The following is a 19,578-nucleotide window of genomic DNA, read 5'->3' on the forward strand; positions in this document are numbered from 1 at the left end:
GACTTTGGTTGATGCGCGTCGGTTGTTGTAGGGGGTGGGACGCGCCGGGAACGCTGGTGCTGGGTCTTGCTGCGCTCGGAAGATGTCATCGCGCGGAGAATGTGGGGTGGTTATGCGGCGATTTCGGGTCGGCCGTGTGCGCAGGGCGAATGCGACTGGACCGCCGACCACATGGGGAGTGGTCGGCGGTCCAGGGATGATCGAAGTCAGTGGCCCGTCACGGTAGCGGGGGGATTGCGTCCTCGTCGCCGATGAAGTCGACCGAGGAGTATTCGCGCAGCTTGGTGAGGCGGTGGTACGCGTCGATCATGCGGACGGTGCCCGACTTGGAGCGCATGACGATCGACTGGGTGGATGCGCCGCCGCCGTAGTAGCGGACGCCGCGCAACAGGTCGCCGTCGGTGACGCCGGTGGCGCAGAAGAAGACGTTGTCGCCTGCCACCAGATCCTCGGTGGTCAGCACCCGGTCCAGATCGTGTCCGGCGTCGAGCGCCTTCTGCCGCTCGGCGTCGTCGGTGGGCGCGAGCATGCCCTGTAGTTCACCGCCCATACAGCGCATGGCGGCGGCGGCGATGATGCCCTCGGGGGTGCCGCCGATGCCGACCAGGATGTCGGTTCCGGAATCGGGTCGCGCGGCGGCAATGGCGCCCGCGACGTCGCCGTCGGAGATCAGCCGGATACGGGCGCCCGCGTCGCGGACCTCCTGGATAAGCTCGGCGTGCCGAGGCCGGTCCAGGATGCACACGGTCAGGTCGGACTTCAGGAGGCCCTTGGCCTTCGCGACCCTGCGGATGTTCTCGCCGATCGGTGCGGAGATATCGATCACGTGGGCGGCATCGGGGCCGACCGCGATCTTGCGCATGTAGAACACCGCGGACGGATCGAACATCGCGCCGCGATCGGCGACCGCGAGCACGGCGATGGCGCCCGGCGAGCCCTTCGACATCAGTGTGGTGCCGTCGACCGGGTCGACCGCGAAGTCCACCTCGGGACCGGTGCCGTCGCCGACCAGCTCACCGTTGTACAGCATCGGCGCTTCGTCCTTCTCGCCCTCGCCGATGACCACCACGCCGCGCATGGAAACGGAGCTGACCAGCTGCCGCATGGCGTCGACGGCCGCGCCGTCACCACCCTCCTTGTCACCACGGCCGACCCAGCGACCCGCGGCCATCGCACCGGCCTCGGTGACCCGGACCAGTTCGAGCGCGAGGTTGCGGTCCGGCGCCTCGCGGCGGCTGGGTGCGGGCGAAGATGCCGTCATTACGGTGTGCCTCCTACGGTCGTTGCTAGGAGTGATTGTCTCAGAAGCATGGACGTTCCCGATCAGGTACACCCGTACCGGCCCAGGGCCACCTGTGGTCGAGCCTGCCAGATGGTGCGTGGATACTGGGAGCGTGTCGTACCAAAAGCCGCGCATTCTCAACGACTACCGGGATCTGCTCTGGTCGCTGCTCCCGTTGGTGCTGATCGCCGTGGTTTTCGCCGGGTTGGCAAGCCAGTGCAGTTTCGCGGCCAAGGGCCCGACGCAAGGGCAGATCCCGCACTTCGACGTCACCGCCGCGCTGACCGCGGACGCCCGCACCCTGCCCTTCCCGATCCGGAATCCGAGCCTGCCCGCAGGCTGGACGCCCAACTCCGGCAGCCGCGACACCATCACGAGCAACGGCGGCGGACCGGTCAGCACGGTGGGGTACCTCACCCCGCAGGGCACCTACATGCGCATGAGCCAGAGCAGTGCAACCGAGGAGTCGCTGTCCCGTTTCGTGCTGGGCTCGCGCTACGCCAGCGGCGCCGAACAGGTCGGCGACCAGAAGTGGGTCGTCTACGCCGAGCCCGGTGAAGAATCGGCGTGGATCGCCGATCTCGGCCGGTCGCGCGTGCTCGTCACCGGCGCGGGCAACGAGGCCGCTTTCCGGACACTGGCCGCTGCCGTCGCCGCCGCGGAGCCACTGAAGCGCTGAGTCGCTGAGTCGCTGAAGCGAGGGCGTGCTGGGGCGCCGGGGTGCTGAGTCGCTAAGGCGCGGGGGTGCTGGGGCGCGGCGGTGCTGAGTCGCTGAGGCCGATGGGTGCTGAGCTCGCTGAGGCGTCACCCCACTGGTGTTGCCGGAGTTGCGCACGCTGTCGCGAAGCGAGTGCGGTCGCTATGGTTGCCTTGGCGCGAGATACGCGAGGACCAGGTCGGGCGGAGGTTGATGAATATGGCTGTCGGTAGCCGTCTTCCGCACGTCCACATCCGGTCTGCTCGCTGCTGAATCTCGAATTCACTTGCCGGCCGGACTCTTCCGATCGTCAGGAGTGTCCCCATGCCTCGCCATTTCTCGACCGCCGATTCCGACTTGATCACCGATCGCCTCATGCTGCGATCGTGGACCGCCGATGAGGTGGCCGCCGTACTGGACGGCCGCCGACTCGCCCACTGGGCCGAGGACTTCCCCGCCGAGGGCGACCGCGTCATCGTCTCCCTCGTCACGGAGCATCCCGGCTGGTTGACCGAGTACGGCCACCGCCAGATCATCGAATGCGAAACCGGCCTCGTCGTCGGCTCGCTCGGCCTGTTCTGGCCGCCGGTGGACGGTGCGCTGGAGATCGGATACGGCGTCGTCGGCTCGCGGCAGGGTCGCGGGTACGCGACCGAGTCGACCAGCGCCCTCGCCGAATTCGCGCTGACCACAACGGAAGTGCACACCGTATACGCGAATGTGGAGCTGTCGAACCCGGCCTCGATTCGCGTACTGGAGAAGGCCGGATTCCAGCACTGGGCTACAGCAGACGATAAGGCCCGCTTCCGCATTATCGCGGCGGACTGATCGCCGGGACCGGCGTGTGGGGCGGGTGTGCACCACTCGAACCGCACGCCGGTCGCGCTGCCCGGTGCAAACCGGATGGCGAGGGTGGGCCGACGATGTGGGAAGCGCGGGTCGAGCGGGAACGGCCCGTCAGCGGTGGTTCACCACGTTGACGATGGTGCCGCTCGGGTCGCGGACGAAAAAGCGGCGCACGCCCCATGGTTCGTCGCGCAGTGCGTACACGATGTCGGCGCCCGCGGCGACCATGTCGTCGTGCACGGCATCGACATCGTCGACCTCGACGCTCATATCGGGTTGCAGCTGTTCGGCTTCCGGGCCAACGAGCAGGACCTGGGCGGTCGGGTTGGAGGGCGAGGCCATCGTCACCACCCAGCCGAGATCCATGGCCTCTTCGAAGCCGAGCAGCTTGTAGAACTCGCGGCTGCTCTCCATGTCGTCGGTGCGGATGTCGGGGGTGGCGCGACGAATGGTCATTACTGCTCCTCCGGCTTATTCGGACTCGGCCTCGGATCGGGACAAAGCGTCCTCGACGCGCTTGCGTGCGCCGGCGAGATGTTCCTCGCAGCGGTTGGCCAGTGCCTCGCCGCGCTCCCACAGCGCGAGCGAATCGTCGAGGTCCATACCGCCCTGCTCGAGCATTTTCACGACGTTGACCAGTTCGTCGCGGGCGCGTTCATAGCCGAAGGTGGCGATCTCGGCCAGCTCGGTGTCGGCGTCCTTGCCGGAGTCGGCCACGGTCATTTCCTCCCTGCTTCGGTGTTTTCGGTGGGCTCGGCGACCATTGTTCGGGTGCCGAGCTGTTGGGCGCCGAGCGCGGCGGCGGTCACGGCGCCGTCGGCGACGCGGATACGCAGCTGACTGCCCGCGGGCGCGTCGTCGATCGAGCGCACTACATGCCGCTCCTTACCGTTCACGCGCTGCACGACAGCGTAGCCACGGGCCAGCGTCGCGGCCGGGCCCACCGCGGTCAACTTCTCGCGTAGATGGCGCGTTGCCGTGGCTTCGGTGCGGATCAGATGTTCGGCGGTGCGTCTGGTGGCAATGCGCAGTCGTTCGACTTCTTCGTAGCGGCGTTCGAGTTCGCGCAGTGGATCGGCGAGTACCGGCCGGGAACGCAGCTGCACCAGCGCCCTGGTTTCGCGGTCGACCCAGCCGCGCAGCGCGGCAGCCGAGCGGGCTCGCATATCGCGCACACCGGCCAGCTCGGCGGCGGCGTCGGGCACGATGCGCTTGGCGGCGTCGGTGGGGGTGGCCGCGCGCAGGTCGGCGACCAGATCGCTGAGCGGGTTGTCGGGTTCGTGGCCGATTGCGCTGACGATCGGGGTGGTCGCGGCGACGATCGCGCGGCACAGTGCCTCGTCGGAGAAGGCCAGCAGATCCTCGACGCTGCCGCCGCCGCGGGCGAGCACAATCACCTCGACGGCTGGGTCGCGGTCGAGCTCGGCCAACGCCTCCAGCATTTGCGGCACCGCGGTCGGGCCCTGCACCGCGGTATTGCGAATTTCGAAATGCACTGCGGGCCAACGATTGCGGGCCACGGTGAGGACATCTCGCTCGGCGGCGCTGGCCCGGCCGGTGATGAGGCCGACGGTCTTGGGCAGGAATGGGATCGGTCGCTTCAGCCGGGGATCGAACAGGCCCTCTGCGGCGAGCAGCGCCTTCAGGCGTTCGATGCGGGCCAGCAGCTCACCGATGCCGACCGGGCGAATCTCGATGACGCGCAATGACACTGTGCCGCGGCCGGTGAAGAACGAAAGCTTGCCATAGACCACCACCCTGCTGCCTTCTTGCAGCGGGACAGGCGATTTGCGGATCAAGTCGGGGTCGCAGGTCACCGACAACGACATGTCGGCGGAGGGATCGCGCAAAACCAGGAACGCGGTGCGGGTGCCGGGGCGCAGATTGATCTGGGTGATCTGGCCCTCGACCCAGATACTGCCGAGCCGATCGATCCATTGCGCGACCTTGATGGCCACCGAACGCACCGGCCACGGTTGCTCGGCGGAATTGGCCGGCGCGGCTTTGGCCGAATCGGCCGTACGGTCGGGTTGGCCGGAGGACACCCGGCCAACCGTCGACGAAGACGTCGGGGGTTCGGTCACTGGGCCCGCACGGTGGCGATCCGGTTCGTCAGCATGGTGATGAACGGCGCGCGGGCGCGAGTCTGCTGCTCGTAATCCAGCAGCGCGCTCAGATCCTCGACGGTCAGCATGCGCAGGCGGGCACGTAGCTGGGCCAGGGTCATGTTGGCGTAGTCGTAGCGGGTGGCGACCTCCGGTTCGGTGATCTCCGGCTCCGGCTCCGGCTCGTCGGTGTCGGGGGCAGCGGTTTCCTGCTCGGCGGTTTCCGGTTCGATGAGGGTCTGCACGGCGGAGCTGTGGCCGTTGGACCGATATTCGGTGGGTTCCTCGGCGGTGTACAGGTCGAAACGGCTGGATCGTGCGGTGGCGGGGGTATCGGAGCCGAGGGTTTGCTCGGGTGCTTCGTCCTCGTCGAACGTGGCCCACTCGGGTTGTTCCACGGGGCTATTGGTGAACTGCTCGAAGACCGCGTCGCCCTTGAGAGCGAGGCTGGTCACGAACTGTTGGATGTGCATCGTGGTCTGCAACATCTGGCTGATCGCGGTGATCGGGAGATTCATTGCCGCCGTGGGTAGCCGACGGGTTTCTTCGATGGCATAAACGGCCGCACCGGCGGCGACGCGGGCCAGGAATGGTGGTCGGAACATGGTCCTAGCCTGCCCGAAGCGGGTTGTTATGCAAAGAACAGATGCGTATGTGTCACCGTCCGGCACTGTCATCCACCACCATTCCGGCCAATTCGTCCCAGACGGATGTCCGGACGTCACCCATATTGTTCCGCACCATGGCGTCGCGGCGGTGACCGGCCGCTGATCGATTCGTCCGGCGCACGTAAGCTGAACGGCATGTCTTCGGCCATATCCTTGAACCTCGGAATCGCCCGCTCGGCAGGTTCCGGATCTGCCGATGCCGACGGCGGAAAGCGAGTGCTACTCGCGGAGCCTCGTGGGTACTGCGCCGGCGTGGACCGCGCGGTGGAAACGGTGGAGAAGAGCCTAGAGAAGCACGGTGCGCCGATCTATGTGCGCAAGGAGATCGTGCACAACCGGCATGTCGTGGAAACACTGCGTGAGCAGGGCGTTGTCTTCGTCGACGAGACCGACGAGGTGCCGGAGGGTGCGGTCGTGGTGTTCTCCGCGCATGGTGTCTCGCCCGCGGTGCACGAGTCGGCGGCAGCCCGCAATCTGCACACCATCGATGCGACCTGCCCGTTGGTGACCAAGGTGCATCAGGAAGCCAAGCGCTTCGCCCGCGACGACTACGACATCCTGCTGATCGGCCACGAAGGCCACGAGGAAGTCGAGGGCACCGCGGGGGAGGCCCCCGACCATGTGCAGCTGGTGGACGGTCCCGATTCGGTGGATCGCGTCACAGTCCGCGACGAGTCCAAGGTCATCTGGCTGTCGCAGACCACGCTCAGCGTCGACGAGACGATGGAGACGGTCAAGCGGCTGCGCGAGCGGTTCCCCTCGCTGCAGGATCCGCCGAGCGACGACATCTGCTACGCCACCCAGAACCGTCAGGTCGCGGTCAAGGCGATGGCGCCGGAGTGCGATCTGGTGATCGTGGTCGGCTCGCGCAATTCGTCGAACTCGGTGCGGCTGGTCGAGGTGGCCCTCGGCGCCGGCGCCAAGGCTTCCTACCTGGTCGACTACGCCCGTGAAGTGGATCCGGCGTGGCTGGAGGGGGTGCGGACGGTCGGCATCACCTCCGGCGCTTCGGTGCCGGAAATCCTGGTCCGCGGTGTGCTGGACATGCTGGCCGAGCACGGCTTCGCCGATGTTCAGCCCGTCACCACCGCTAATGAGACGCTGGTGTTCGCGTTGCCGCGGGAGTTGCGCACGACTCGGAACTGAGCACTGCCGCACTGATTGTTGTTGCCCGGGGCGGTAATAGGCGCCCGGGCACGGTCGTATCTACAGGTTCTCCGGCTTGCGCCGTTCGGTCCTGCTCGAATCACGTTCGCGGTAGCGGACATTGGGCTGCGGATGCGGCGGCGGTAGCTCGGCGCGCCCACGAGCTCCCGACCTGCGGTTCGGCTCGGCGCCTGCGCGCGGCATCGCGGCAGTAGGCCGGGCGGGGCCACGGTTGCCGCGGGGATATTTTGCGGTGGGACGGTCGTCGGCCCCGGGTTCCGCGGCGGTCGCGGCCAGCCGCGGCGGCGTATCGGCCACTTGCTCGCCGGAGCGTTTGCGGATTCGCGGCGATGCTTCATCGGCGTCGAGGTCGTCGGGTTCGGGCTCGGCGCGCTTGACCCGGCGGCGAGTGGATTCGGCCAGGGTGCGCGCGGACGTACCGGTCCGTGGGCGTTTCGGTGCGCTGCGTCCCCAGCTTGTGCCGCGCCTGGACTCGTCGGTGCGCTCGGAGGTTGCTTCGCGCCGGTGCAGCAGGATCCGGCCCACGCCGATCGCCAGCACAAGCAGCGTGGCAATTGCCATCGTTGGGAATCTGTTCACCAACGGGATCGCCAGATTGAGCAGGATGTCCTTGATCGAGGTCGATTCGCGCCCGGTCAGTTGCTGATAGGCCAGCGGCACCGAAACGAACAGCAGCAGCGGCGGCAACACCATCGTGGTGAACAGTCCGCGGTAGCGCACGGCGAGTACCGCGATCACGCAGCCGACCACATACAGCGTGGCAAAGGTGCCGGTCAGCTCGCCGCCCTCGCCGCTGGCATCGATAAGGAACCCCAGAAACGTGCAGGCGACCGCGATCAGGACCGCTGCGCCGGCCGGGATGCCCGGGACCGACGGCAGGATCGAACGATGCGGCGCGGGCACCCGGGATTGCACACGTTGGGAAGCAGCCACGCTATGAACACTAACTGCCATCACGCTCGGTGGCGTTACGGCACGTCCATTGTCCGGGCTAATCGTCGGCGTCGGCGAAGCCCACCGCGCGCGGCCAGGAATCCACGCGATGGATTGCTGGCACCTCGCGTTCAGCTATTTCCAGGTCGTGCAATTTGCGTGCGGTGACCATCACCCGCGACTCCACGGATGCGACGGTGTAGTTGAAAGCGTCCACGGCCTTACCGAGTTGCGCGCCGAGCCGGTCCAAATGCTTGCCGGTCATGCCGAGCCGGGCGTACAGCTCCCTACCCAATTGCTGAACGGTTGCCATGTCCCGAGACAATGCCTCTTGACGCCAGCTGAACGCGATCGTGCGGAGCAAAGCGATCAATGTCGTCGGCGTTGCGAGGATCACGTTGCGGCCGAACGCGTGCTCCAGCAGTCCGGAATCCGTGGTCAGCGCGGCATCGAGGAAAGGGTCACCCGGCACGAACAAGACGACGAACTCCGGTGTCGGATCGAATGCCGTCCAGTATGCCTTGTCGGCCAGCTGATCGATGTGGGAGCGCAGATGCTTGGCATGCCTGCCGAGCAGTTCGGCGCGCACGTCGGGATCATCGGCCATGGTTGCGTCGAGATAGGCGGTGAACGGCACCTTGGCGTCCACGATGATCTGCCGGTCGCCTGCCAGGTGGACCACCAGGTCGGGTCGGACCATGGCGGTTCGTTCGGAAGTTCCGTCGCCGCGCGTGGCCTTGGTCACCTGGGTGTCGAAATCACAGTGCCTGCTCATGCCTGCCAGCTCGACCACCCGCTCCAATTGGATCTCGCCCCACCGCCCGCGCACCTGCGGCGCGCGCAACGCCGCGACGAGCTGACTGGTCTGGCTGGTGAGCTGGTGCGAGGTGCGCTGCATGCCCGCAACCTGTTCGCGCAGGCTGGAATAGGCATTGATGCGATGATGCTCGACCTGCTGGATGTGCTGATTCAGCGCGCCGACCGCTTCACGCAACGGATCGACCATGGCGCCGATGGCATGCGAATGCCTGCGCGCCGCATCCTCATTGGCCGCAGTGAGCGACTGCCGTAGCAACCGTTCGTTATCGGCGGCCGCCGACAATCTCGCCTCCGCGGCCGTCGCCCGATGCCCCGCGCGCGCCGCATGCCCGAGCCAGCCGAGGCCGACCCCCGCGGCGAATACCAGCATCAGTGCGACGAGCATCGGTGCGGTCATAGCGCAGATAGTGCCGCACTCCACCGACAAGAAACGAATCCGCCGAGCTACCGGGCAGCAGCACCTCAACAAACAGCCCCGGAACCGCACCGACAGCCTGCGCGGCCGCTTGCCGTGGCGAGCTCAGCAAACCACGCTGGGCTATCGACTGACATCGAGTGAAGCCCAGACCGGCACCACCCGAAACCACCAAGAATCGAGTCGCACAAGCGCCGCTCCCCGGCCCTCCGCGCCGCCAGCGCATCCACCGAATCGCGATCATCCCCATCGAACACGTCCTCGGCACTGTGACACCTTCCGAGAGCAGCGAGACCCAGCCCAAGTGTCCGCAGCCGTCCTACCTTCACAACAGTTACAGCGCATCGACCAAAGTCGCAAGCTCGGTTACTGACTCCCTCACTCGGCACGATGATGTCTTCCGAGCGCAGCGAGACCCAGCCCAAGTGTCCGCAGCCGTCCTACCTCCACAGCAGCCACAGCGCATCCACCGAAGTCGCAAGCCTCGCCACTTGACGCGCCCACCCGGGACGAGGCACCCTCCGCGCCAGCGAGCGTCTGCACCTCACCTCCACAACAGCCGCAGCGCATCGACCAAAGTCGCAAGCTCGGTTACTGACTCCCTCACTCGGCACGATGATGTCTTCCGAGCGCAGCGAGACCGAGCACTAGAGTTCGCGGCCCGTCTCGCTTCCGAGCGGCCGAAGCGCATGCGACGAAGTCGCGAGTCTCGGCCGCTCGGAAGCGAGACCAAGGGGGCCGCGAACACGCCGCGCCGCAGGCGCGGCCAAAAAATTGAGTCTGTCGGTGGGTTCGCCTACGGTTTCGCGGCATGCGGATGTTGCACACCTCGGACTGGCACATCGGCCGCACGTTCCATGGGGTCGACCTCCTAACCGACCAAGCTCGGTCGCTGGCTGCCATCGCCGACCTGGTGGTCGCGGAGTCGGTGGACGTCGTTGTGGTGCCGGGCGACGTGTACGACAGGTCCATCCCGAGCTCCGATGCGATCGCCGTGTGTAATCGAGGTTTCGAGGCCATCCGCGCGGCCGGAGCGCAGATCGTCGCGACCGCTGGCAACCATGATTCGCCCGCCCGCCTCGGCGCGGGAGCCAGTTTCGCGGCCGCGGGCGGTCTGTATCTGCGCACCACCGTCGCCGATGCCGACCGGCCGGTACTGCTGACCGACGAACACGGTGAGGTCGCGTTCTACGGGATCCCCTACCTGGAGCCGGAGATCACCCGCGCCGAACTCGGTGTGCCGCAGGCGCGTTCGCATGCGGAGATCCTGGACGCAGCCATGGGCCGGATACGGGCCGATATCGCCGCGCGGCCGGGAACGCGGACGGTGGTGCTCGCGCACGCCTTCGTCGTCGGTGGGGAAGCGACCGGCTCGGAGCGATCCATTTCGGTCGGTGGGGTGGAGACGGTGCCGATGTCGGCATTCGAGGGCATCGACTACGTTGCCCTCGGTCACCTGCATTCGCCACAGTCCCTGTCGGAGTCGGTCCGCTACTCGGGTTCGCCGCTGCCGTACTCGTTCGCGGAGAACTCCCACCGCAAAGCCGTCTGGATCATCGATCTGGATGGCGAAGGGCTGCAATCGGTGCGCCGCCACGACCTGCCGCCGGTGCGCGGGCTGAGCAAGCTCACCGGCACCCTCGACGAACTGCTCGCCGACCCGGTGCATACCGCGGCCGAGGACCATTACGTCTCGGCCACCCTCACCGACCACGCGCGCCCCGTCGATGCCATGCGCAAGCTCCGCGAACGCTTCCCGCATGCCGTGCACGTGGAATGGGCACGCCCGGAGGGCAATCCGGAGCTGCGCTACCGTGAACGAGTGCACGGCCGCCGCGACACCGATGTAGCGCAGAGCTTCCTCGCCGATGTCCGTGGGGTGCCGACCGCGAGCGACATGCAGTGGCTGGAACGAGCTCTCGCGGCGGCGGTCACCGAACCGGACGCGGTAACGGCGGCGAGCGGCACGACCCAGGAATTGTCCGCGTGAGCACGGACGCTCGCGCCGGTGGAGTGCGATCCGGGCTACCGCTTCGCGTGTCGGACGTGGATGGGGTGACCTCGGGTGGCGCGGAACCAACGTGGCCGGGCTCGAGGTTGCCGGCCTGTGGTGACCACCGGCTCCGCTCCGCGATACATCTGTCTGCGCTGCCCGGCGTCGGGGCCCTCGCGTGAGACTGCACCGGCTCGAGATGACCGCGTTCGGCCCGTTCGCCGAAACAACAGTCGTCGACTTCGACGCGCTCGGCGCGGACGGGTTGTTCCTGCTGCACGGCCAGACCGGTGCGGGCAAAACCACCGTACTGGATGCGATCGCGTTCGCGCTGTACAACAAGGTGCCCGGCGCACGCGGCGAGGGAAAGCGGTTGCATTCCGATCATGCGCCCGAGCAGACGCCGCCGCGCGTGGTTTTGGAGGCGACGCTCGGCGGGCGGCGCGTGCGGTTGACGCGCACCGCAGAGTTCGAGCGGCCCAAGGTGCGTGGCAGCGGCGTCCGTACCGAACAGGCCAAAGCGACGTTGGAATGGTTGGACGGGCAGGGCCAGAACCTCTCTCGCATACCGGATATCGGCGAGGAAATCGTCCGATTGCTCGGTATGAGTGCCGAACAGTTCTTCCAGGTGGTGTTGCTGCCACAGGGTGATTTCGCGCGATTCCTGCGGTCGGACAACGAGGATCGCGAGAAGCTGCTCGAAAAGCTCTTCGACACCGAACGATTCGGCACGGCCGAGCAGTGGCTGGCCGACAAGCGCCGAGCGTCGGCCGCCGAGGTCGAGGCGAGCAAGGACGGGATCAATCAACTGATCGCCGAGATTCGAGGTGCGGTGGGACTCGGCCGCGCCGAATCCGTCGAGACGCTGGAGGCGGTGTCGTGGTCGCAGGACCTGCTTGCCACCGCCCGGGCCGAACTGGCGGCTGCCGCAGCGGAATCCGAAGGTAGGCAACAAGAGTCGGTGCGCGTGCGGACGCTCGCCGAGCAGCAGCGCCGGGTGCACGAGCTGCGCCGCCGGATGGCAGTCGCCCGACAACAGCTCGACGAGTACACCAGCGGTGCCGTGCACCGCGCTGATCTGCAAGCCGAACTCGAATCAGCTCGTCGCGCAGCGCCGGTCGACGAGGCGATCGGCGAGGCTCGTGCGGCCGTCATGCACGCGCGCCGCAAGGCCGACGAATCTCAGCGCATCGCCGCGCGACTGGCCGGCCTGCTCGGCGAACCAGCGGCCGCCGATGTCGCTGGGATCGACCTGATTGCCATCGAGTCCGGTGCCGACGCGTCCCCGATCGTCGGCGTAGACGCCGATATCGATGCGGCCATTCGGCGGTGGAGCGGTCAGATCGGCGCGCTCGACGAGGTCGCCGCCGACGCGGCCGTAGCGACCACGCTGACCACTGAACTGTCCGGCCTGCACGACGAGGCCGCCACGCTGACCGCCCGGGTCTGCGAGCTGACTCGGCTGCGCGAGGAGCTCCCCGGATCAATCGTCACCACAGAGGGCAGGCTGCGCGAGGCCACCGAGGCCGCGGCTTCGCTGCCCGGGGTGTCCGCCGAATGCGAACGCCTGCAGATCGCGGCGGCCGCCGCCGTCGAGATCGCCGGACACAGAAGCGCTCTCGACCGTGCACGAATCGAATTCGAGTCGAACCGCACCGCGCACAACGATGCCAAAGAACGGGTGCTGGACCTGCGTGAGCGCCGGCTGGCCGGGATGGCCGCCGAACTCGCCGGACAGCTGTCGGAGGGACAGCCGTGCACGGTGTGCGGCTCCGCCGACCATCCCGCGCCCGCCCGGCCGGCTGCCGGCGCCGTATCCAAGGATGCCGAGGATGCCGCGGCCGCAGCGGAACGCGCCGCCGAGGACGCCCGCGACCGCGTGCTGTCGCACATCACCACCTTGGAACGCGACATCGAGGCGCTGATCGCGCGGGGCGGCGATGCCGACCGAGTCGAACTGGCCGCCACGCTGCGCGCCGCCACCGATCGCTACGAGGACGCCGCCGAACTTGCGGGCCGGTCCGAGGGCCTCACGGCCGAGCTGTCCCGCCTGCGGGCCGATGAACTGCGCCTGCACGAGGAACTCCGCCGATCCGACACCCGCCGGAGCACGGTCGCCGCAGGCATCTCGGCCACGACCACCCGCCTCGCCGAACTCACCGCCCGGCTGCGCGCCGCCGCCGGTGCTGACGAGACGATTGATCGCCGCCGCGCCCGCCTGCACACTCTGATCGCCGACGCCACCGCGCTGCGCGACGCGCGCCATGACGCCGCGACTGCCGCCGAACAGGTGACCGTAGTCGCCGACCGCGTCGAAAGTCTCGCAATAGCAGCGGGTTTTGCAGTGGCCGGAGATCCGCCGGATCCGCGGCGAGGCGTCGTCGATACCAACAGTTCGGCTGCAGATAGCGAACCGGTCGATGCGCATGCGCTCGGTACGGGATCCGAACCAGCCGCCCTACGGCGCGACGACGTGGCCATGCTGACCGCCTACGCGCGGGTAGTGACGGCGGCCGCGCGCACAGCGCAGCGGCAAGCCGAGATCGAAGCCGAGCTGGTGGCCGCAGACCGGGCTCGCGGGCACGCGGAAGCCGTTCTCGCGGAACCGGATATCCAGGCAGCGGCCAAGGCTGAACCCGTCGATCTCGCGGGGCTGGAGGCGTTGGTGACCGCCACGCAGGCCGAGCTGAACATCGCCGTCGCCGCGCACGCGGAGGCGTCACGTCGGGTGAGCCAGTTGGAGCGTCTCGGCGGTCAGCTGTGGGCTGCGGTGGAGCGCATCGCCCCTGTGCAGCGTGCCCATGAGGAACTCGCCGCGCTGGCCGAGGTGGTCGCCGGCAGGGGCGAGAACAACCGTCGAATGTCCTTGCGCTCCTACGTGCTCGCCGCTCGCCTCGAGGAGGTCGCGCTGGCCGGCTCGGTCCGGCTGCGCCGAATGTCGGGTGGCCGCTACGAATTCGTCCATTCCGACAAGGCCGGCCCGCGTGGTCGTCGCGGCGGCCTCGGTCTCGATATCCGTGACGACTACACCGGCGCTGTTCGCCCCGCGAAAACCCTCTCCGGTGGCGAAACCTTCATGGCCTCACTGTCATTGGCGCTCGGTCTGGCGGACACGGTCGCCGCCGAGTCGGGCGGCCTGGTCCTGGACACCCTCTTCATCGACGAAGGTTTCGGTGGCCTCGACGCCGACACGCTCGATGCTGTGATGGGCGTATTGGACGAACTCCGTGACGGCGGCCGGGTAGTCGGTGTTGTCAGCCATGTCGACGAAATGCGCCAACGCATCCCGAGCCGCCTGCACGTTCTGCGTGGCCGCGCAGGCTCCCACCTCGAAACTACTGTCGCCTGATTTTCCCTCGGCACCGGCGACGAGCGCAGCCGTCGGCCGCAACGGCACCGCCTTGTTGGCCGCCGCGATGTTTCGTCGACGTAGTGCAGGAAGTGCGGGCGCGTCGATGTCGGCCACGGCGTTCGGCTGTCAGGAATTCGGGTCGGTCCTCAGACTGCTCAGTCCCAGCTGATGCGTGGGGCTTTCGTGGTTGAGCAGCCAGCGCTTAACCTCCAGTCCCCAGCGGAAGCCGCCGAGAGCGCCACCGATGCGGAAGATGCGATGGCAGGGGACGAAGAGGGCGGCGGCGTTGCGAGCGCAGGCGTTGGCGGCCGCGCGGGTGGCGTTGGGGCGGCCGGAGATCACGGCATAGTCGGTGTAGGTGATCGGGCTCCCCGCGGGGACGGTCCGCAGCACTTCCCACGCGTGCACGAGGAATTCGCCGGATTGCTGGCGGACGGGAATGTCGTCGATCGCCGTCAGATCACCGTCGTGATAGGTGGTGATCGCTCGGGTCACCTCGCCGAGGGAATCACGGTGGCGTAATTCGGCGGGTCGCAGGCTCGGGTGGATCAGCCCGCGCAGGTTCTCGGCGTCGGCGGTCCAGCCGGAGGCCAATACCGCGCCGTCGGCATCCACCAGTGCCGTGAATGGGCCGATCGGCGTGTCGGTGATTGCGAAATCAGCTGTGGTGGTTGCTGTTTGGACAGTTTCGTGGGGAATTGCAATCGCAGCAGTCACGATTGGGCACTCGCTTTCGAGTTGGCAGGGGTGATCAGGAGTTGGTGCTTGGCTTCGAACGAGCCGCCGCCTTGGTGCCGCGGCCCGCCAGTGCCGTCTTCCACAGGTGCATGGACAGATACGAACGCCACGGTGCCCAGCGGGAGGTGTCGATGAGGTCGAGGCCGAGCAGGCCGGCGCCCTGCCGTACCACCAGGTCGGTGTCGAGCAGGATGTCCGGGTCGGCGAGCAGGCGCATGGTGACGTAGTCGGCGGTCCACGGTCCGACACCGTCGAGACCCATGAGTTCGCGCCGCAAATCCGTTGCGGTGCGGCCTTGGTGCAGCACGAGCTCGCCTGCGGCGAGTGCCTCGGCGACGGCGAGGATCGAGCGGATACGCCGTGCGGGGCCGGTCAGCACCTCCGCGCCGCGTTCGGCGATCGCGTCGGGAGTCGGGAAGAGCAACGGCACCGGTCCATCCACGCGCTCGCCGAGTGCCTCGACCAGCCGCGCGGTGTGGGTGGCGGCCGCGGAGACCGAGATCTGTTGCCCGATCATGGTGCGTAGCAACAACTCCGGTCCATCCAGGCAGCCGGGCACCCGAATTCCCGGTGTGAAGGCAGGCTGACGGTGATCGGTGGTGCGTACGGTCACACCGACATTGAACGGGTGCTGTGCGGGTGCGGTCCCCGCGTCGGGCAGGTCGGCACCGTCGGGTATGAACTCCGCAGCGTCGGGGCGGTGTGCTGCCGCTCGTCGCGAGGCCACCGTTTCGTAGTCCAATCGGGTCACCCGGCTCTGCTCTGTCGGCGCAGCAGCGGGACCGGCACCGAGCGCCTCATCGATGCCGACCGGGTCGGCGTCCAGATCCAGCAGATGGCGTACGCGCGCGACGGTCGGGGCCAGGTCACGCATATCGTGCAGCGCCAGTTCGGCGCGCACATGGTCGCTTTGGAAGCTCAGCCGGATCGTTGCGTGACCGTGCGGCGTGCGCAGGTTTCTCGCGTAGGCGCGGTCCTCCCACAGCTCCATCCCGGGGGCCACATGTGAGGACAGGAACCACTCCAGCCACGCCCGATCCAGCGGCTCCCGGTAGGGCAACCGCAGTGTCAGCGAACCATTCGTCGGCGCGACCACCTGTCCGTTCCCCGAACGCGTCACCCGCTGGGCCTCGGTGCGCATGGTGGTGGGGCTGACCGCGAACACTTCGCGCACGGTGTCGTTGAACTGACGGATACTGGCGAATCCGGCGGCAAAGGCGATGTCGGACATCGGCATGCTGGTGGTCTGGATCAGCAGCCGGGCCGTGTGTGCGCGGTGCGCTCGCGCCAAGGCCAGCGGCCCGGCGCCGAGTTCGGTGGTGAGCACCCGGGTCAGCTGGCGTTGCGAGTAGCCGAGCGTTGCGGCAAGCGCGGGCACCCCGCCGCGTTCGATGACGCCGTCACCGATGAGCCGCATCGCTCGGGCGGCCAGATCTGCGCGGGTGTTCCAGAGCGGCGATCCCGGCGCGGCATCGGGCAGACAGCGGCGGCATGCGCGATATCCGGCCTGTTGTGCTGCCGCGGCCGTCGGCAGGAAGGTCACATTGGTCGGCTTCGGCGTGATCGCCGGACACGAAGGGCGGCAATAGATTCCGGTGGTGCGCACCGCCGTGAAGAACTGGCCGTCGAAGCGGGAGTCCTTGGTGGAAACCGCTCGGTAGCAGCGCTCGAAATCCAATGCCGTGATCGTCACCCCAACCACAATGGCAGCAACCCTCGTTGTGCGCTAGCGGAAATCCGCCACTACCCCCTAGGGGGCTCAGCAGCAGCGGTTGCTGGGGTTGCGATCGGCGTCGGCGTGGCGGGTGCGCCAGTACTCCCGTTCGGTGGGGATTTCGCAGCCGGGATGGGCTCGGCGTAGGTGCGCGATATAGCGCTGATAGTCCTGACCGCCGAGAACCGAGTTGAACCACCAGCCGAGCGCGCGCACTGTAGTGCCGCAGGCGGTTGCGGCTGCACGCAGCCGCGCACCGGCCGGTCGCGGAGACCGGCCGGTGCGCGGGGCGTCGGATGCGGTCAATGCCCTCGGGCGTGTGCGGCGCCCGGCGCGCGGACCTGCCCCGATTCGATCAGGGCGTCCCATTCCTTCTGTACTTCCTTCTCCGCGGGAGTGGCGATGAACCCACGTGGCGCGAAGATTTTCGAGGGTTCCTCCGGTGATTCGCTGCTCGGGCCGCCGCCCGCCCGCCACGCGCGCACACAGACCACGACGCCGACCACCGCCACGATCAGCACGAGCACCGCGAAGATGATCGACAAACTGCCCTGGATGAACGTGTTGCGCACGATCTTGTCCATGTCGTCGACATTCTTGGCAGGCGCCAACAGCTTTCCGGCGTCGCGGGCCGTGCTGTAGTTACTGTGCTGCTTCCAGTATCCCAGCTTCGGATCGGCCGAGAAGATCTTCTGCCAGGACGCGGTCATGGTCACCGTCAGATCCCAGATCAGCGGTAGCGCCGGGATCCAGGCCCACTTGACCAGGCCCTTCTTGATCAGAATGGTCAGCACAACGGTCAGCGCGATCGCCGCGAGCAGCTGGTTGGAAATGCCGAACAGCGGATACAGCGTGTAGATGCCGCCCAGTGGATCGGTGACACCCATCAGCAGCACCGAACCCCATGCGGCGACCACGACGGCCGAGCAGATCCACGCGCCGGGCCGCCACGACGGGTCCTTGAACTTCTTGGCGGGGCCGCCGAGATTGCCGAGGGAGTCCGAGAGCATGAAGCGCGCGACACGGGTGCCCGCGTCGATCGTGGTGAGGATGAACAGCGCTTCGAACATGATCGCGAAGTGGTACCAGAACGCCTTCATCCCGGAGCCGCCGAGGAACTGCGACATCACCTGGGACATACCCACCGCCAGCGTCGGCGCGCCACCGGTGCGCGAGACGATGCTGGTCTCGCCGACCTCGGTCGCGGCCCTGGTGAGTTCTGCGGCGGTGATGGGGTCACCGCTGAGCCCGAGCGAATTGGTGTAAGCGGCCGCCTTGTCGGCGGTTCCGCCGGTGAGCCCGGCGCCGGCGTTCATCGCAAAGTACAGGTGCTGGTCGATGATGCTGGCGGTGATAATCGCCATGACCGCGACGAACGACTCCATCAGCATGCCGCCGTAGCCGATCATCCGCGCGTGCGACTGCTTCTCCAGCAGCTTGGGCGTGGTGCCGGAGGAGACAAGGGAGTGGAATCCCGACAGCGCACCACACGCGATGGTGATGAACAGGAACGGGAACAGGCTGCCCGCGAAGGACGGACCGTTGCCGGTGTGCGCGAACTCCGACACCGCGGGGGCCTTCAGCACCGGCATGGTGATCACGATGCCGATGGCGAGCAGGCCGATGGTGCCGATCTTCATGAAGGTCGACAGGTAATCGCGCGGTGCGAGCAGCAGCCACACCGGCAGCACCGAGGCGACGAAGCCGTAGAGGATCAGCATCCATGCGATGGTGGTGCCGGACAGGGTGAACAGGTCACGGCCCCAACCGGACTCGGAGACCCAGCGCCCGGAAATAATGGCGAGCAGTAACAGTGCGAACCCGACAACGGAGACCTCCCCGACCCGGCCCGGTCGCACGTACCGCAGGTAGACGCCCATGAAAAGGGCGATCGGGATGGTCATGCCGATGGAGAACACGCCCCACGGGCTGCCACCGTGCAGTTGGCCGTCCGCGCCCTTGACCGCGGCGAGCGCCTGCACGACCACGATGCCGAGCACCGCGAGCAGGATCATCATGATCACCAGCACCGCAACGATCGCTGCGACGCCGCCGATCGGGCCGAGCTCGTCGCGGGCCATCTGCCCGAGCGAGCGGCCGCGGCGCTTCGACGAGGCCCACAGCACCAAGTAGTCCTGCACCGCACCCGCGAAAACGACGCCGACGATGATCCAGATCGTGCCCGGCAGGTAGCCCATTTGCGCGGCGAGCACCGGGCCGACCAGCGGACCAGCGCCCGCGATGGCGGCGAAGTGGTGTCCGAAGAGCACCCGCCGGTCCATCGGCATATAGTCCTTGCCGTTTTCCATTTCTTCAGCGGGCGTTGCCACGTCGTCGCGCGGCTTGGTGATCTTGTATTCGATGAGTCTTGCGTAGAACTGGAAAGCGATCACGTAGCTACAGACCGCCGCGATCACGATCCACACGGCGTTGACGTTCTCGCCTCGTGCGATGGCGACCACGGCCCACGCGACCGCGCCGAGAACCGCGATGACGGCGAACACCGCCTTCTTGGCCGGGGTTATCGGAGACCGATCGACAACGCCGACGGGCGGCAATTCGGGATCGGTCCGTAAATATTCGATTGTCGCCATCCGCCCTACTCTCCTGTAAAACGCGCAGGATCTTGCTGAAACACGTGACAACGTATCCGATCGGTGACGGCGTGCGGGCGCGTTTCCCGACTCCTTCGGCCGACGTTAAATATTGTTCGTGTGTCGGCCATCACCTCGGTGTTGTCGGACGTATGCTGCCATGCGGTTCGTGATGCGCTACATCCGCCCCGAGGAGGGCTGACCTGTATCCCACCCGGTGTCCCCGCTTCTGGCAGTTCGTGATGCGCTGTGTCC

16 protein-coding genes are annotated in these 19,578 nt (G+C 67.4%); 5 read left to right on the forward strand and 11 right to left on the reverse strand.

Going from position 1 to position 19,578, the window contains the following annotated elements:
• Positions 1-217: 217 nt before the first annotated feature.
• A complete protein-coding gene (glpX, locus tag ACLMAL_RS07095) occupies positions 218-1,261 on the reverse strand; it encodes a class II fructose-bisphosphatase (protein WP_328405878.1) in 1,044 nt (347 codons plus the stop codon).
• Positions 1,262-1,394: 133 nt separating this feature from the next.
• On the opposite strand from glpX, the gene ACLMAL_RS07100 reads away from it, so the two are divergent.
• Together ACLMAL_RS07100 and ACLMAL_RS07105 are read left to right on the forward strand one after the other, a co-directional pair.
• Positions 1,395-1,961 carry a DUF4245 domain-containing protein gene (locus tag ACLMAL_RS07100; protein ID WP_328405875.1) on the forward strand — a complete coding sequence of 189 codons (567 nt, stop codon included), beginning with the start codon at positions 1,395-1,397 and terminating at the stop codon, positions 1,959-1,961.
• 342 nt (positions 1,962-2,303) lie between these two features.
• The gene (locus ACLMAL_RS07105) at positions 2,304-2,807 is read left to right on the forward strand and encodes a GNAT family N-acetyltransferase (protein WP_411998340.1); all 504 of its coding nucleotides are present in this window, start codon (positions 2,304-2,306) and stop codon (positions 2,805-2,807) included.
• A 129-nt stretch (positions 2,808-2,936) separates the two neighbouring features.
• On the opposite strand, the gene ACLMAL_RS07110 is transcribed toward ACLMAL_RS07105, so the two are convergent.
• The 4 genes from ACLMAL_RS07110 to ACLMAL_RS07125 are packed head-to-tail and all read right to left on the reverse strand — an operon-like array spanning position 2,937 to position 5,535.
• Entirely contained in the window at positions 2,937-3,281 is a 345-nt protein-coding gene (locus tag ACLMAL_RS07110; RefSeq protein WP_411998341.1) for a VOC family protein, read from the reverse strand.
• A 15-nt stretch (positions 3,282-3,296) separates the two neighbouring features.
• Positions 3,297-3,548: an exodeoxyribonuclease VII small subunit gene (locus tag ACLMAL_RS07115; RefSeq protein ID WP_328405868.1), complete on the reverse strand. Its 252-nt coding sequence runs from the start codon at positions 3,546-3,548 to the stop codon at positions 3,297-3,299.
• Complete coding sequence (gene xseA, locus ACLMAL_RS07120) at positions 3,545-4,870, reverse strand: exodeoxyribonuclease VII large subunit (protein ID WP_411998342.1); 1,326 nt, start codon at positions 4,868-4,870, stop codon at positions 3,545-3,547. The genes ACLMAL_RS07115 and xseA overlap by 4 nt, the downstream gene beginning before the upstream one ends.
• Before the next feature lie 35 nt (positions 4,871-4,905).
• The gene (locus ACLMAL_RS07125) at positions 4,906-5,535 is read right to left on the reverse strand and encodes a lipid droplet-associated protein (protein WP_411998343.1); all 630 of its coding nucleotides are present in this window, start codon (positions 5,533-5,535) and stop codon (positions 4,906-4,908) included.
• A gap of 198 nt (positions 5,536-5,733) precedes the next feature.
• Here ACLMAL_RS07125 and ACLMAL_RS07130 point away from each other — a divergent pair, with 198 nt between their 5' ends.
• A complete protein-coding gene (locus ACLMAL_RS07130; RefSeq protein WP_328405862.1) occupies positions 5,734-6,744 on the forward strand; it encodes a 4-hydroxy-3-methylbut-2-enyl diphosphate reductase in 1,011 nt (336 codons plus the stop codon).
• 60 nt (positions 6,745-6,804) lie between these two features.
• On the opposite strand, the gene ACLMAL_RS07135 is transcribed toward ACLMAL_RS07130, so the two are convergent.
• Complete coding sequence (locus ACLMAL_RS07135) at positions 6,805-7,698, reverse strand: DUF6542 domain-containing protein (protein ID WP_411998344.1); 894 nt, start codon at positions 7,696-7,698, stop codon at positions 6,805-6,807.
• A 58-nt stretch (positions 7,699-7,756) separates the two neighbouring features.
• Complete coding sequence (locus ACLMAL_RS07140; protein ID WP_328405857.1) at positions 7,757-8,914, reverse strand: DNA recombination protein RmuC; 1,158 nt, start codon at positions 8,912-8,914, stop codon at positions 7,757-7,759.
• Between the two features lie 829 nt (positions 8,915-9,743).
• On the opposite strand from ACLMAL_RS07140, the gene ACLMAL_RS07145 reads away from it, so the two are divergent.
• The gene (locus ACLMAL_RS07145; RefSeq protein WP_411998345.1) at positions 9,744-10,922 is read left to right on the forward strand and encodes an exonuclease SbcCD subunit D; all 1,179 of its coding nucleotides are present in this window, start codon (positions 9,744-9,746) and stop codon (positions 10,920-10,922) included.
• A 181-nt stretch (positions 10,923-11,103) separates the two neighbouring features.
• Entirely contained in the window at positions 11,104-14,274 is a 3,171-nt protein-coding gene (locus ACLMAL_RS07150; RefSeq protein ID WP_411998346.1) for an AAA family ATPase, read from the forward strand.
• Positions 14,275-14,403: 129 nt separating this feature from the next.
• Here the strand turns inward: ACLMAL_RS07150 and ACLMAL_RS07155 are convergent, their stop codons facing one another.
• The 4 genes from ACLMAL_RS07155 to ACLMAL_RS07170 all read right to left on the reverse strand — a co-directional run bounded on the left by ACLMAL_RS07155 (position 14,404) and on the right by ACLMAL_RS07170 (position 19,323).
• The gene (locus ACLMAL_RS07155; protein ID WP_411998347.1) at positions 14,404-14,994 is read right to left on the reverse strand and encodes a methylated-DNA--[protein]-cysteine S-methyltransferase; all 591 of its coding nucleotides are present in this window, start codon (positions 14,992-14,994) and stop codon (positions 14,404-14,406) included.
• 34 nt (positions 14,995-15,028) lie between these two features.
• On the reverse strand, positions 15,029-16,717 hold the full coding sequence (locus ACLMAL_RS07160) for a DNA-3-methyladenine glycosylase 2 family protein (protein ID WP_411998348.1): 1,689 nt from the start codon (positions 16,715-16,717) through the stop codon (positions 15,029-15,031).
• 57 nt (positions 16,718-16,774) lie between these two features.
• Positions 16,775-16,945, reverse strand: a complete 171-nt coding sequence (locus ACLMAL_RS07165) for a YbdD/YjiX family protein (protein WP_328413389.1) — start codon at positions 16,943-16,945, stop codon at positions 16,775-16,777.
• Between the two features lie 86 nt (positions 16,946-17,031).
• The gene (locus ACLMAL_RS07170) at positions 17,032-19,323 is read right to left on the reverse strand and encodes a carbon starvation CstA family protein (protein ID WP_411998349.1); all 2,292 of its coding nucleotides are present in this window, start codon (positions 19,321-19,323) and stop codon (positions 17,032-17,034) included.
• Positions 19,324-19,578: the final 255 nt, after the last annotated feature.

It is taken from the genome of Nocardia sp. CWNU-33, assembly GCF_046764895.1.
In the GTDB taxonomy this organism is placed as follows: Bacteria; Actinomycetota; Actinomycetes; order Mycobacteriales; family Mycobacteriaceae; genus Nocardia.